The organism is Streptomyces sp. NPDC002144, from assembly GCF_053593695.1.
The window spans coordinates 149,579-162,939 of the sequence record NZ_JBSFDB010000008.1 but is presented as its reverse complement, the minus strand read 5'-3'; the positions used below and the strand labels follow the sequence as shown (position 1 = coordinate 162,939).

The following is a 13,361-nucleotide window of genomic DNA, read 5'->3' as shown; positions in this document are numbered from 1 at the left end:
CCAGACACTCCTCGACGCGGTCACGCATCATCTGGAGCGCTTCGCCGCTGCCGACCGAGACACACGTCTTCGTCGATCCGCAGAGGCGGACAACTGCGACGGAGGGACGACTGGGTGAAGGCTGGGAAGGCTGCGGGTGTCAGGGCCGAGTTGCACGACCTTCGGCACAAGGGCAACACGCTCGCCTCGACGGCGGGAGCCGGCACCCGGGAGCTGATGACGCGCATGGGCCACAGCAGCTCCCGAGCCGCGCTGATCTACCAGCACATGACCAGCGACCGGGACCGGGCCATCGCCGACCGGCTTGGGGCCATGATCCGGGGCGGCGGGGGAGTGGCCACCCCCGAGCCCTCTGAAAAGCATCGGGCGGGCTCGTAGTGGCATGGATGTGGCACGGCGCCTGAAATGGCCAAGGGCTAGCCTTGGAGGAAACCCCTCCTGAGCTGGCCCTTCTGTCTGTGCCCTCGGCAGGAGGGAGCTCCCATCCCGTCCGCCGCCGACCCAGGCAGAGCCGAGTAGACGCGGCCCATGGCGTCCAGGTCGTTCGTACAGTGGCGCGACATCAGGGGAGTGGATTTCCTTGATCCACTCCCCAATCACTCCCCAGGGACTCCGCGGAACGAGTCAGGGCCGGTTTCCCGTGAAGGAAAACCGGCCCTGAACTGGTGTTTCGGCTGTCGGGGTGGCGGGATTTGAACCCACGACCTCTTCGTCCCGAACGAAGCGCGCTGCCAAGCTGCGCTACACCCCGATGTCGCTGCAGTCCTGCTCGTCGCGGCGACGTCGTTTACTTTAGCCCACCGGTGGCTAGAGACGAAATCCGGTTTTCGCGCGGTGGCGGACGGGGTTCGGGCGGGCGTGGTCGAGGGCGACGAGGAGGACGGCGAGGGCGTAGAAGGCGAGGCCCAGGAGGAGGGCGCTGCCGAGGACGCTCTTGTAGCCGTGCAGGTCGACGTCCAAGAAGGGGTAGAGGTAGCGGCCCCGTGTTCCAGGGAGGATCAGTTCGCCTCGGATGAAGGAGAACGCCAGGTAGGTCAGGGGGTAGAGGAGCCACGGGGCCGCCTGGCGCAGGTGCAGGCGGTCCGGGGGTGTGAGGAGCAGCCAGTCCAGGACCGCGGCCGCCGGGACCGCCGTGTGGAGGAGTTGGTTGGTCAGCCACTGCCAGCCGGTTGGCGCCGTCGTACCGCCCGTCAGGGAGAAGGGGGGCGAGGCGTGGGTCAGGAGCAGGTGGTAGACCAGGGCCGCGATCAGGACGTACAGCAGTGCCGCGCCCGTGACGGCGGACGGCAGCGGGCGGCGGGCCGTCCAGGCTCGGCGGGCCGAGAGGGTGAGGACGGCGGCCAGGAAGAGGCTGCTCTGGATCGTGAAGTGGCTCAGGACCCGGATCGGGCTGCCGAGGAGCAGGTCGACGGTGACGGCAGACACCGCCATCAGGGCCACGAGCAGGCGATACGCGGCCGTGAGCGGGCGGCGGACCGGCGTCACCACCGCCGTGGCGGGGACGGCGGAGGGCATCAGCACGGGCACGCCCGGGACCGCGGGGAGGTCCGGGATGTCCCTGGGTATGGGGGCGGTCATGCCCCCAAGCTAGGGAGGGGGGATAAAAGGGGCCATCCGGGCGGGCCGTATGGGCTATGGACGCCCGCCAGCAGCTGATGTCTACGGCCCGGCCCCTGCCAACGGCCCGGTCCTGCCTACCGCCCGGTCCTGCCTACCGTCCGGTCCTGCCTACGGTCCGGCCCCGTTCCCCGCCTACTCCCGGCCCACCAACGTCAGCAGCGTGACCTCCGGTGGGCACGCGAACCGTACCGGCGTGTAGCGGTTCGTGCCGCAGCCCGCCGAGACGTGCAGGTATGACGTACGGCCCTCCGCCCGGTGCGAGGACAGGCCCTTCACCCGGTCCGCGTCCAGGTCGCAGTTGGTGACCAGGGCGCCGTAGAAGGGGATGCAGATCTGCCCGCCGTGGGTGTGGCCGGCCAGGATCAGCGGGTACGAGTCCGCCGTGAAGGCGTCCAGGACGCGCAGGTACGGCGCGTGGACGACGCCCATCGAGAAGTCCGCCGAGCGTGAGGGGCCGCCGGCCACCTGGACGTAGCGGTCGCGCTTGATGTGCGGGTCGTCCAGGCCCGTCAGCTCGACCGAGACGCCCTCGATCTTCAGCTGGCCGCGCGTGTTGGTGAGGTTCAGCCAGCCCGCCGCGTCGAAACCGTCCCGCAGGTCCTCCCACGGGTTGTGGATCGCGCCGACGACCGGCGGGTTGCCGTTCAGACCGTGCCGGCCCTGCACCTTCTCCAGCAGGTAGCGGGCGGGGTTGCGGGGCCTGGGGCCGTAGTAGTCGTTGGAGCCGAAGACATAGGCGCCGGGGAACTCCATCAGCGGACCCAGCGCGTCCAGGACCTCCGGCACGGCCTCCGGGTCGGACAGGTTGTCGCCCGTGTTGATCACGAAGTCGGGGCGCAGGCCGGCCAGCGAGCGCAGCCAGCGCTGCTTCTTGCGCTGGCCGCCGACCATGTGGATGTCGGAGACCTGCAGGACGCGCAGGGGGCGCATGCCGGACGGCAGGACGGGCACCGTCACCCTTCGCAGGCGGAAGGAGCGGGCCTCGAACCCCGCTGCATAGGCCACACCGGCGGCGCCTGCCGCCGCGATCCCCAGAGGTACTCCGTATCGAGCGCGCATACCTCCATCGTGACAGACCCGGCACGGCACCCGAGCCACCCCGGTCCGTGACCGCACGATCCTCACCGCCCCTTGAGGGAGAGGGCGTCGGGCCGCCTAAATGGGAGGGCGTCGGGGTGTCGGTACCTGCGACAATCAAACCCATGACCACGCTCAAGTCGAAGCTGCAGGAAGACCTCACGACCGCGATCAGGGAGCACGACGAGCTCCGCTCCTCGACGCTCCGGCTGACGCTCGCCGCGATCACCAAGGAGGAGGTCGCGGGCAAGCAGAAGCGCGAGCTCTCCGACGACGAGGTGCAGAAGGTGATCACCCGCGAGGCGAAGAAGCGCCGGGAGGCGGCCGAGGCCTTCGCGCAGGGTGGCCGCGCCGAGTCCGCCGAGCGGGAGAAGGCGGAGGGCGAGGTCCTCGCCGCGTACCTGCCGAAGCAGCTCAGCGACGAGGAGCTGAACACCATCGTCGCCCAGGCCGTCGAGGAGGCGAAGGCGGCCGGCGCCGAGGGGCCGCGAGCCATGGGCGCCGTCATGAAGATCGTCAACCCGAAGGTCGCGGGCCTGGCCGAGGGCGGCCGGGTCGCCGCGGAGGTGAAGCGCCTCCTCGCCGACTGACCGACTGACCGACGGACCGCGACCGCGACCCCCGGCACGCAACAGAACGGCCCCTGATCGTCGTACCGGAGAAGTCCGGTTACGACGATCAGGGGCCGTCGGCGTCAGCGCGACCCGCGGTCTGGCGCCGGTGTCAGCCGCGTCAGCCGCGCCGTCCGCCATTTCCGTTGCCGTTGCTCTGGCCCTGGAAGAGGTTGTCCGGGAAGGAGAACGTCGGCGTCGGGAAGGTGTTGCCGCCGTTGTTGCCGCCCGAGTCCTGGCCGCCGTTGGTCAGGCCGGCGATGAGCCCGCCGTTGTCGTTGCCGCCGTTCTTCCCGTCGCCGTTTCCCTTGTCCTTGCCCTTGTCGGGGTTGGGGATGTCGACGAGGTGGAACTCCTCCACCGGCCTGCCGTCCAGCGCGCCGTCCATCATGTCGCGCCAGATCGGTCCGGGGACCTGGCCGCCGTAGACCTTCTCGTTCCAGACGCCGCCGATGGTGATGTTCTTCATCTGGCGCTCGTGGGCCGGGTCGCCGACCCAGACCGCGCCCGCCATGTTCGGGGTGAAGCCGACGAACCAGGCCGCGTAGCGGTTGTCCGTGGTACCGGTCTTGCCCGCGCTCGGGCGGCTGTCGAGGCCGGCCGCCTTACCGGTGCCGTCCTCGACCACGCCCTTCAGCAGCGTGGTGACGGTGTCGGCGGTCTTCTCCGACATCGCGCGCGAGCAGGTCGACTTCGGCACCTCCAGCGACTTCTTCTGGGTGCCCACGGTCTGGGTGATCGACTCGATGGCGACCGGCGTGCAGTACATGCCGCGCGAGGCGAAGGTGGCGTAGGCGTTCGCCATCGTCAGCGGCGACATCTCCTGCGTGCCGAGCGCGATCGACGGGGCCTGCTGGATCTTCTTGCCGTCGGCCCGCTCCACGCCCATCTTCTGCGCCATCGTCGTCACCGGGCAGATGCCGATGTCGCTTATCAGCTGCACGTAGTAGGTGTTGACCGACTTGGCGGTCGCCTCCTTCATGGAGTACGGGCCGTGTTCGTCGGGGTTCTCGTTGGTGAGCTTGACGCCCTTCTCGTCCCAGGTCCTGCCGTCGCAGGCGGAGACGGGGGCAGGGTAGTCCATCTCGTACGGCGAGGAGTACTGCTGCGTCGCCGGCGTACCGCCCTCGATGGCGGCCGCGGCCACGATCGGCTTGAACGTCGAACCGGGCTGGTAGCCGGCGCCGCCGCCCATGTCCTTGTCGACGGACAGGTTGATCGAGGTCTCGTGGTCCTTGACGTTGATGCCGTACGGCCGCGACTGGCCCATCGCCAGGATCTTGCCGGTGCCGGGCTCCACGATGGTGGCGGCGGTGGCGACCTGGTCGCTCTTGTAGACATGCTTCTTGACGGAGCGCTGGACGGATTTCTGGGACTGCGGGTCCAGCGTCGTGCGGATCGTCAGACCGCCCTGGTTCCAGACCTTGGCCCGGGCCTCCTGGGTCTTGCCGAACATCGGGTTGGTCAGGAAGACCTCGCGCACGTAGTCGCAGAAGAAACCGGCGCCCTTGACGGCGGTGATGCAGCCGTTCTTGGGCTTGCTGGGGGCGAGGCCCAGCGGTGTCTTCTTGGCCGCGTTGGCCTGCGCCTGCGAGATGTCGCCCATGTCGGCCATGCGCTGCAGTACGACGTTGCGGCGCAGGGTGGCCTCCGTCGCGTCGTTGACCGGGTCGTACCGGGTCGGCGACTGGACGATGCCCGCGAGCAGCGCGGCCTGCTGGAGGTTGAGGTCCTTGGCGTGCTTGGAGAAGTAGCGCTGGGAGGCGGCCTCGACGCCGTAGGCCTGCTCGCCGAAGAACGTGATGTTCAGGTAGTTCTCGAGGATCTTCTTCTTGCCGAGCTCCTCCTCCACCTGGATCGCGTACTTCAGCTCCTTGATCTTGCGGCCGAGGGTCTGCTGGGTGGCCTCGGCGACCTTGGTGGGGTCGTCGCCGGCCTCCTCCACGAAGACGTTCTTCACGTACTGCTGGGTGAGCGTGGAGGCGCCCTGGGCGACCCCGCTGCTCTGCACGTTCTTGTTGAGGGCGCGCAGGACGCCCTTCAGGTCGACCGCGCCGTGCTGGTAGTAGCGCGAGTCCTCGATCGCGACGATCGCCTTCTGCATGTACGGCGAGATGTCCTTGAGCTGGACGACCGTACGGTCACGTGAGTACACGGTGGCGATCTGGCCGCCCTCGGCGTCGAGGATGGTGGTGCGCTGGCTGAGCGGGGGCGTCTTCAGGTTGGCCGGGAGCTCGTCGAAGCTCTCCACCGATCCCTTGGCGGCCAGGCCCAGCGCGCCCACGGCGGGCAGCGCGATGCCGGCCATGACGGCTCCCGCGAGCACACTGACACCGAGGAACTTGGCGGCCTGCTGCGTTGGGGACAGGCCACCGCCCGAGCGCTTCTTTGGCATGAGGGCAGCCTACGTTCTCAATCGCCGGACACACGTATATGCCTTGGCCTAAGCTGCTCTCAACTGTCACAGCAGTAGGGCCACGTATCAATACGTCCGGCGACCCCGAATCGTTCCGGAGGTTCCCCGACTTTTTTGGTGGGGGCGTGTCCGAATCCGCCTTGTGTGTCGGGCGGTGTCCGTTGTGACTCCATGGAACTGTCCCGTTTCGCCGGGAAAGTCATGTATGTCACCAGCTCACTCCCCCGGGTGATCTGCCGCTTACCCATAGTCCGTTCGGGCCATTCAAGATTGGGCCCGAAGGGGGTGTTGCGCTGTGCCCGCCTTCCGTAACGTCCTCAACTGGCGGCGGTGAATATGCCGCTGCCGCCGTGGGGGAGCCTCGATTCGGGAGAGGACGGCGCCGGTATGGGCTGGGTAACCGACTGGAGTGCGCAGGCCGCCTGCCGCACTACCGATCCGGATGAACTGTTCGTGCAGGGAGCAGCGCAGAACAGGGCCAAGGCGGTGTGCACCGGATGCCCGGTACGCACCGAATGCCTGGCCGACGCGCTGGACAACCGCGTCGAGTTCGGCGTGTGGGGAGGAATGACGGAGCGGGAGCGCCGCGCGCTGTTGCGCAGGCGGCCCACCGTGACCTCCTGGCGCCGGCTGCTCGAGACTGCACGTGTGGAGTACGAGCGGGGCGTGGGCATCCTGCCGCTCGACGACGACGAGGTGTACGAGAACTACGCGGCGGTGAGCTGAGGGCACCCCTCGGCTCAGTCGACGGCGGTCTCGGGCAGCTCCGGCCGGTTGGCCGCGAGCCGGTCACCGATGTCCCTGAGGCCCGCGAGGTCGTGCACATCGCCGGGCAGCGCGGCCACTTCGGCCACCGCCACCTCGGGGTGGAGCGCGGTGAAACGGTCGCGCGTGCGCTGCTCGCGGGAGAGCAGTTGCATACGTTCGGCGTGTAGCCTCAGCAGGCCCGCGGTGAGCCGCTCGACGCCCTGGGCGCCCTCGGCGCCCTCGTCCTCCTGATCCGGACCGGGGGAGTTGGTCCTGGACACGGGAGGGTCGGCGGGCCGGGTCGCCCCGGACGCGGAGCGCCCGGATGCGGGAGATTCTGAACTGCCGTACGTGTCGGGAGAGTTACGAAGTCCAGCTTTCCCGCCGTCCTGATCGACAATGCGGGCCTCCACAAGATTTTCCGCGGCGCCGAGCGCGCGCTCGGCCGACAGCCGGTCGGCGCCGCTGCCGTGGACCCGGTTGAGCACCAGTCCGGCCAGCGGCATGTCCTCGGCCGCCAGCCGCTCCACGAAGTACGCGGCCTCGCGCAGCGCGTCGCGCTCCGGGGCCGCCACCACCAGGAACGCCGTCCCGGGCGCCTGCAGCAGCTTGTACGTGGCGTCGGCGCGGGTGCGGAAGCCGCCGAAGGTCGTGTCCATCGCCGCGACGAACGTCTGGACGTCCTTGAGGAGCTGACCGCCCAGCAGCTTGCCGAGCGTGCCGGTCATCATCGACATCCCGACGTTCAGGAACTTCATGCCCGCGCGCCCGCCCAGCTTGGCCGGCGCGGTCAGCAGCCGGATCAGCCGGCCGTCGAGGAACGACCCGAGCCGCTTGGGCGCGTCCAGGAAGTCCAGCGCCGAGCGGGAGGGCGGGGTGTCGACGACGATCAGGTCCCACTCGTCCCGGGCCCGCAACTGCCCCAGCTTCTCCATCGCCATGTACTCCTGCGTGCCGGCGAAGCCCGCGGACAGCGACTGGTAGAAGGGATTCGACAGGATCGTGGCCGCGCGCTCGGGGTCCGCGTGCGCCTCGACGATCTCGTCGAAGGTGCGCTTCATGTCGAGCATCATCGCGTGCAGTTCGCCGTCGCCCTCGACGCCCTTCACACGGCGTGGCGTGTTGTCCAGCGAGTCGATGCCCATGGACTGGGCGAGCCTGCGCGCCGGGTCGATGGTCAGCACGACCACCTTGCGTCCGCGCTCGGCGGCCCTGAGGCCGAGTGCCGCCGCCGTCGTGGTCTTGCCGACCCCGCCCGAGCCGCAGCACACCACGATCCGCGTCGCCGGGTCGTCCAGCAGCGGGTCGACGTCGAGCACCCGCGCGGGGGAGAGGCCGTGGGGTCGGACGCTCTCCTGGGCGCTTGCCGAATCCGGACTCATGACATCCCCTGCTTCCGACTAGTGCCCCGATTCATGACGGGCCCTGCTTCCGACCAGTGGCCCGCTTCATGACGGGCTCTGCTTGCGATACGTGCCGCGGTTCATGACCGGCCCTGCTTCTGACCTGGGCCCGCCTTCGACCGGGCCCGCTTTCGACCTGGGCCCGCCTTCGACCTGTGCCCCGGTTCATGACGGACCCCGCTTCCCACTCGTGCCGCCGGTCATGACAGGTTCTGCTTCCGCAGCTCCCTGGCCAGCTCGTACAGGCCCGCCAGGTCCATGCCCTCGGCGAGCAGCGGCAGTTCGTGCAGCGGCAGGCCCAGTTCGGTGAGGACCGCGCGCTGTTCGTGCTCCAGCGCGTACCGCTCCGCGTACTCCTCCGCCTGCCGCAGCAGCGGGTCGACCAGCTTCTCGGCGTTCCCGCCGCGCCGCGCGCCGCCGAGACCCGCCGCCGACAGCGCCTTCGCGACGGAGGAACGCGGCACGCTGCGGACGAGTTCCAGGTCCGTGCCGTCCAACACCTCCGGGCGCACCATGTTGACGATGATCCGGCCCACCGGCAGCTTCGCGGCGCGCAGTTCGGCGATCCCGTCCGCGGTCTCCTGGACGGGCATCTCCTCCAGCAGCGTCACCAGGTGCACGGCCGTCTCCGGCGACTTCAGCACCCGCATCACGGCCTGCGCCTGATTGTGTATCGGCCCTATCTTCGCCAGGCCCGCCACCTCGTCGTTGACGTTCAGGAAGCGGGTGATGCGGCCGGTGGGGGGCGCGTCCATGACGACGTAGTCGTAGGTGAAGCGCCCGCTCTTCTCCTTGCGCCGCACCGCCTCGCACGCCTTGCCGGTCAGGAGCACGTCCCTGAGGCCCGGGGCGATGGTGGTGGCGAAGTCGATCGCGCCGAGTTTCTTCAGCGCTCTGCCGGCACCCCCGAGCTTGTAGAACATCTGGAGATAGTCCAGAAGGGCCAGTTCGGGATCGATGGCGAGGGCATACACCTCCCCGCCCCCGGGAGCGACGGCGATCTTCCGCTCCTCATAGGGCAGCGCTTCCGTCTCGAAGAGCTGCGCGATGCCCTGGCGCCCCTCGACCTCGACGAGAAGCGTCCGCTTCCCCTCGGTCGCGAGGGCCAGCGCGAGAGCGGCGGCGACCGTGGTCTTACCGGTCCCGCCCTTGCCGCTGACGACCTGGAGCCTGCTCACGTCTTCGAGCCTAACCAGTACGCCCGCGACCTACGCGGCAGCCTGTGGATAACAGCGGATACAGTCAGCCACATGACCAAGTGGGAATACGCAACCGTGCCGCTGCTCGTCCACGCAACGAAGCAGATCCTGGACACCTGGGGCGAGGACGGCTGGGAGCTCGTCCAGGTCGTGCCCGGGCCCAACAACCCCGAGCAGCTGGTGGCCTACCTGAAGCGGGAGAAGCAGTAATGGGCGCGGTCGAGGAGAGGCTCGCCGAACTGGGCCTGACACTTCCCGAGGTCGTCCCGCCGCTGGCCGCGTACCAGCCGGCCGTCCAGTCGGGCGTGTACGTCTACACCGCCGGCCAGCTGCCGATGGTCGAGGGCAAGCTGCCCGTCACGGGCAAGGTCGGCGCCGAGGTCACGGCGGAGGAGGCCAAGGACCTGGCCCGCACCTGCGCCCTGAACGCCCTGGCGGCGGTCAAGTCCGTCACCGGCGACCTGGACCGGATCGCGCGCGTGGTGAAGGTCGTCGGCTTCGTCGCCTCGGCCGCCGACTTCACCGGCCAGCCCGGTGTGGTCAACGGCGCGAGCGAACTGCTCGGAGAGGTCCTCGGCGACAAGGGCGTGCACGCGCGCAGCGCGGTCGGCGTGGCGGTGCTGCCGCTGGACGCGCCGGTGGAGGTCGAGATCCAGGTCGAGCTCGTGCCGTAACGGCCGCTCTGACCTCGGGGGACCTCTCGAACATTCGCGCGCCACGGGATAGCCTCCGCCCATGGCGAATGGGCAGTGGTTTCCGCAGGACTGGCCGGAACGCATCCGGGCGCTCGCCGAGGGCACCCTCACTCCGGTCGTCCCGAAGCGCGCGGCGACCGTCATGCTCCTGAAGGACACCGACGGCGGTCCCGTCGTCCACATGCTGCGCAGACGCGCCTCCATGGCCTTCGCCGGAGGCGCGTACGCGTATCCGGGCGGCGGGGTCGACCCCCGGGACGACGAGCGCCAGATCCGCTGGTCGGGCCCCACGCGCGCGTGGTGGGCGAACCGGCTCGGCGTCGACGAGGCGACGGCGCAGGCGATCGTGTGCGCGGCCGTGCGGGAGACGTACGAGGAGGCGGGCGTCCTGCTCGCCGGGCCGTCCGCGGACTCCGTGGTCGGCGACACCACGGGCGAGGACTGGGAGGCCGACCGTGCGGCCCTGGTCGCCCGCGACTTCTCCTTCGCCGAGTTCCTGGACCGCCGTGGTCTCGTCCTGCGCTCGGACCTGCTGGGCGCCTGGACGCGCTGGATCACCCCGGAGTTCGAGACCCGCCGCTACGACACCTGGTTCTTCGTCGCCGCCCTGCCGCACGGCCAGCGCACCCGCAACGCCTCCACGGAGGCCGACCGGACGGTGTGGATCCGGCCTCGGGAGGCCGCCGACGGCTACGACAAGGGCGAGCTGCTGATGATGCCGCCCACCATCGCGACCCTGCGCCAGCTGGCCCCGTACGCCACGGCCGACGAGGCGCTCGCGGCGGCCCCGGACCGCGACATGACCGCCGTACTGGCGCGGGCCCGGCTGGCGGACGGCGAGATCGTGCTGTCCTGGCCGGGCCACGACGAGTTCACCAAGCACATCCCGACCGGTGGAGCCCCCGCATGACCGACACAGCAGCCCTCCCCGGCCGGCCCCGCGGCGGGATCTCCTCCGGGCCCGCCACCGTGCGGGCCGTGAACGTGCTGGCGCCCAACGCCTCGCCGATGACCCTGGACGGCACGAACACCTGGATCCTCGCCGAGCCCGACTCCGAGCTCGCGGTGGTCGTCGACCCCGGTCCGCTGGACGAGGGTCATCTGCGGGCGGTCGTGGACACCGCCGAAAAGGCGGGCAGGCGCGTCGCGCTGACCCTGCTGACCCATGGCCACCCGGACCACGCCGAGGGCGCCGCGCGCTTCGCCGAGCTCACCGCCACGAAGGTACGGGCCCTGGACCCGGCGCTGCGGCTCGGCGACGAGGGGCTGGGCGCGGGGGACGCCGTCACCGTCGGCGGTCTGGAGCTGAGGGTCGTACCGACGCCCGGGCACACCTCGGACTCCCTGTGCTTCCATCTCCCGGCCGATCAGGCGGTCCTGACCGGCGACACCGTCCTGGGCCGCGGCACGACGGTCGTGGCGCACCCCGACGGCCGTCTCGGCGACTACCTGGACTCACTGCGCCGGCTGCGCTCCCTGACGGTCGACGACGGCGTCCACACGGTCCTCCCCGGTCACGGCCCCGTCCTGGAGGACGCGCAGGGCGCCGTCGAGTTCTACCTCGCCCACCGCGCCCACCGCCTCGCCCAGGTCGAGACGGCCGTCGAGGACGGCTACAGCACCCCGTCCGAGGTCGTCGCCCACGTCTACGCCGACGTCGACCGCTCCCTGTGGCCGGCGGCGGAGCTGTCGGTGCGCGCCCAGCTGGACTACCTGGAGGAGCACGGCCTGATCTAGGGCAGATCCAGGTCCTGTCGACAGGACCTCAGGGCCGTGGGGTCTTCACGCCGTGCACGCGCGCGTACTCGTCGGCGAGCCATGGCCCGAGGTCGTCGACGTACGACCGCAGCACGGCCGGATCCCCGGTCGGCTCGTGGCCGAGCAGCGCCGCCGCGCGCATCTGCTCGGCCCGCTCCGGGTAGTACGCGGCGAACGCCTCCGCCATCTCCGTCAGATCGCTGGTCCAGCCGCCCCAGCGAGGCATGACGAGCGTGAACCCGGTGCGCACGAGATGCCGTGACATGAACCGCACGAGGGGCCTGCGGGCCGAATCCGTGTCGTCGGCGTCCGCGATCCGCCGCCGCCAGCGGAGCAGCAGCTCGGCGAGGTCGCCGTTGGTCTCCCGGGCGAGCAGGGAGTCGGGCCGGTAGCGCGGCAGGTACTCGGCGAGATCCTCCCCGAGCAGTGGGGTGCACATACAGGCCACGAACCACCCCAGGTCGTACGTCTCCGCCGCGCTCAGCAGCCGCGCCCGGCCGTACAACAGCGTGCCGACGCCGTCGATCTGCGGGAACTCCTTGTCGAGCGCCTCGCCCAGCGCCCGTACGGCGTCGTGGTCCGCGTCGGCCGGCTCCTCCCGGAGGGCGACCAGGAGATCCAGGTCGCTGCGTCCCACGCGCGCGGTGCCCCGCGGCACCGACCCGTAGAGGTACGCGCTGTGCAGCCGCGCCCCGAAGAGGTCCAGCAGCCGGTCACGAGCGGCGGCGACGACGGGGCGGAAGGCGTGCGGGACGCGCCCGAGGGAGCCCTCGCGCTCGATGTAGCCCTGGGGATCGAGGCCCTTGGAGAGCACGTTGTCGGACATGGCTCCACTACATCAGCCGGAGCTCCCTCAGGAGCGTCAGCGAGACCGCTTGGCGAGCCTCTCCACGTCCAGGAGGATCACCGCACGCGCCTCCAGGCGCAGCCATCCGCGCTGGGCGAAGTCCGCCAGCGCCTTGTTGACCGTCTCGCGCGAGGCGCCGACCAGCTGGGCCAGCTCCTCCTGCGTGAGGTCGTGGACCACGTGGATGCCCTCCTCGGACTGCACGCCGAAGCGGCGCGAGAGGTCCAGCAGGGCGCGTGCCACACGGCCGGGGACGTCCGAGAAGACCAGGTCGGACATCTGGTCGTTGGTCTTGCGCAGCCGCCGCGCGACGGCGCGCAGCAGGGCGCCGGCCACCTCGGGCCGTACGTTCAGCCAGGGCTGGAGGTCGCCGTGGCCGAGACCGAGCAGCTTGACCTCGGTCAGCGCGGTGGCCGTGGCGGTGCGCGGGCCCGGGTCGAACAGCGACAGCTCGCCGATCAGCTCGCCGGGGCCGACGACGGCGAGCATGTTCTCGCGGCCGTCGGGGGAGGTGCGGTGCAGCTTGACCTTGCCCTCGGTGACGACATAGAGCCGGTCACCGGGGTCGCCCTCGTGGAAGAGCGAGTCGCCGCGCGCGAGGGTCACCTCACTCATGGAGGCGCGGAGCTCCGCGGCCTGCTCGTCGTCGAGCGCCGCGAAGAGCGGGTTCCGCCGCAGAACGTCGTCCACGAGTTCTCTCCTTGTCGACCTGCTCAGGGGATCTTGCTCCCCCTTGGTACCAGGGGTCCGTGTTCCCCATCTTGCCGGACGGTCCAAACAGTGTGATCTGTCACAAGGATGCCGCACAGGCGTCCCGGGGTGGGCGGCAGGGGTCCAATTGGCGGCCGATCCCCTGGGTCCGGGGCGGATGTCGGTGGCGGGCTCTAGGCTGGCCGGGTGTCCAAATCGCCGGTGAGAGCACAGGCCAAGGGGGCTGGGCGGGTGGTTGTACGTCGTGATTCCGCTGTGGGCGAACAGAACTCCGGTG

General features: G+C 70.2%; 13 protein-coding genes, 1 tRNA gene and 1 pseudogene. 7 read left to right on the top strand and 8 right to left on the bottom strand.

The genetic code is table 11. The features are described 5' to 3' along the window. Positions 1–7: 7 nt before the first annotated feature. Positions 8–378: pseudogene (locus tag ACWCQ1_RS14755) on the top strand (site-specific integrase); the annotation flags it as partial. A gap of 299 nt (positions 379–677) precedes the next feature. Here ACWCQ1_RS14755 and ACWCQ1_RS14750 read toward each other — a convergent pair. The 3 genes from ACWCQ1_RS14750 to ACWCQ1_RS14740 form a co-directional block, all read right to left on the bottom strand. Then, positions 678–751, bottom strand: a tRNA-Pro gene (locus tag ACWCQ1_RS14750). Between the two features lie 56 nt (positions 752–807). Continuing rightward, positions 808–1,578, bottom strand: coding sequence for a Pr6Pr family membrane protein (locus ACWCQ1_RS14745; RefSeq protein ID WP_451026618.1), 771 nt, complete (start codon positions 1,576–1,578; stop codon positions 808–810). 174 nt (positions 1,579–1,752) lie between these two features. Beyond that, complete coding sequence (locus tag ACWCQ1_RS14740) at positions 1,753–2,679, bottom strand: metallophosphoesterase (protein ID WP_133044215.1); 927 nt, start codon at positions 2,677–2,679, stop codon at positions 1,753–1,755. 143 nt (positions 2,680–2,822) lie between these two features. Here ACWCQ1_RS14740 and ACWCQ1_RS14735 point away from each other — a divergent pair, with 143 nt between their 5' ends. Beyond that, positions 2,823–3,287 (top strand): GatB/YqeY domain-containing protein, encoded by a 465-nt coding sequence (locus tag ACWCQ1_RS14735; protein ID WP_133044216.1) that lies wholly within the window; start codon positions 2,823–2,825, stop codon positions 3,285–3,287. A gap of 142 nt (positions 3,288–3,429) precedes the next feature. Here ACWCQ1_RS14735 and ACWCQ1_RS14730 read toward each other — a convergent pair whose 3' ends face one another. Then, on the bottom strand, positions 3,430–5,703 hold the full coding sequence (locus ACWCQ1_RS14730; protein WP_358598129.1) for a transglycosylase domain-containing protein: 2,274 nt from the start codon (positions 5,701–5,703) through the stop codon (positions 3,430–3,432). A 408-nt stretch (positions 5,704–6,111) separates the two neighbouring features. Between ACWCQ1_RS14730 and wblA the strand changes: the two genes are divergently transcribed. After that, complete coding sequence (wblA, locus tag ACWCQ1_RS14725) at positions 6,112–6,450, top strand: transcriptional regulator WblA (protein WP_058924101.1); 339 nt, start codon at positions 6,112–6,114, stop codon at positions 6,448–6,450. A 14-nt stretch (positions 6,451–6,464) separates the two neighbouring features. On the opposite strand, the gene ACWCQ1_RS14720 is transcribed toward wblA, so the two are convergent. Both ACWCQ1_RS14720 and ACWCQ1_RS14715 read right to left on the bottom strand, forming a co-directional pair. Beyond that, positions 6,465–7,853, bottom strand: a complete 1,389-nt coding sequence (locus ACWCQ1_RS14720; RefSeq protein WP_451026617.1) for an ArsA family ATPase — start codon at positions 7,851–7,853, stop codon at positions 6,465–6,467. Positions 7,854–8,074: 221 nt separating this feature from the next. Next, complete coding sequence (locus tag ACWCQ1_RS14715; protein ID WP_133044219.1) at positions 8,075–9,052, bottom strand: ArsA family ATPase; 978 nt, start codon at positions 9,050–9,052, stop codon at positions 8,075–8,077. A 72-nt stretch (positions 9,053–9,124) separates the two neighbouring features. Here ACWCQ1_RS14715 and ACWCQ1_RS14710 point away from each other — a divergent pair, with 72 nt between their 5' ends. The 4 genes from ACWCQ1_RS14710 to ACWCQ1_RS14695 all read left to right on the top strand — a co-directional run bounded on the left by ACWCQ1_RS14710 (position 9,125) and on the right by ACWCQ1_RS14695 (position 11,505). Then, complete coding sequence (locus ACWCQ1_RS14710; protein WP_003991873.1) at positions 9,125–9,283, top strand: DUF4177 domain-containing protein; 159 nt, start codon at positions 9,125–9,127, stop codon at positions 9,281–9,283. Beyond that, positions 9,283–9,747, top strand: coding sequence for a RidA family protein (locus tag ACWCQ1_RS14705; RefSeq protein WP_133044220.1), 465 nt, complete (start codon positions 9,283–9,285; stop codon positions 9,745–9,747). Before ACWCQ1_RS14710 ends, ACWCQ1_RS14705 begins: the two co-directional genes overlap by 1 nt. A 61-nt stretch (positions 9,748–9,808) precedes the next feature. After that, a complete protein-coding gene (locus ACWCQ1_RS14700; protein WP_358598120.1) occupies positions 9,809–10,678 on the top strand; it encodes an NUDIX hydrolase in 870 nt (289 codons plus the stop codon). Beyond that, positions 10,675–11,505: an MBL fold metallo-hydrolase gene (locus ACWCQ1_RS14695; RefSeq protein ID WP_358598117.1), complete on the top strand. Its 831-nt coding sequence runs from the start codon at positions 10,675–10,677 to the stop codon at positions 11,503–11,505. The genes ACWCQ1_RS14700 and ACWCQ1_RS14695 overlap by 4 nt, the downstream gene beginning before the upstream one ends. Before the next feature lie 28 nt (positions 11,506–11,533). Here the strand turns inward: ACWCQ1_RS14695 and ACWCQ1_RS14690 are convergent, their stop codons facing one another. Together ACWCQ1_RS14690 and ACWCQ1_RS14685 are read right to left on the bottom strand one after the other, a co-directional pair. Continuing rightward, on the bottom strand, positions 11,534–12,352 hold the full coding sequence (locus ACWCQ1_RS14690) for a nucleotidyltransferase domain-containing protein (protein ID WP_451026616.1): 819 nt from the start codon (positions 12,350–12,352) through the stop codon (positions 11,534–11,536). A gap of 36 nt (positions 12,353–12,388) precedes the next feature. Beyond that, a complete protein-coding gene (locus ACWCQ1_RS14685) occupies positions 12,389–13,063 on the bottom strand; it encodes a Crp/Fnr family transcriptional regulator (RefSeq protein ID WP_058924095.1) in 675 nt (224 codons plus the stop codon). Positions 13,064–13,361 lie beyond the last annotated feature (298 nt).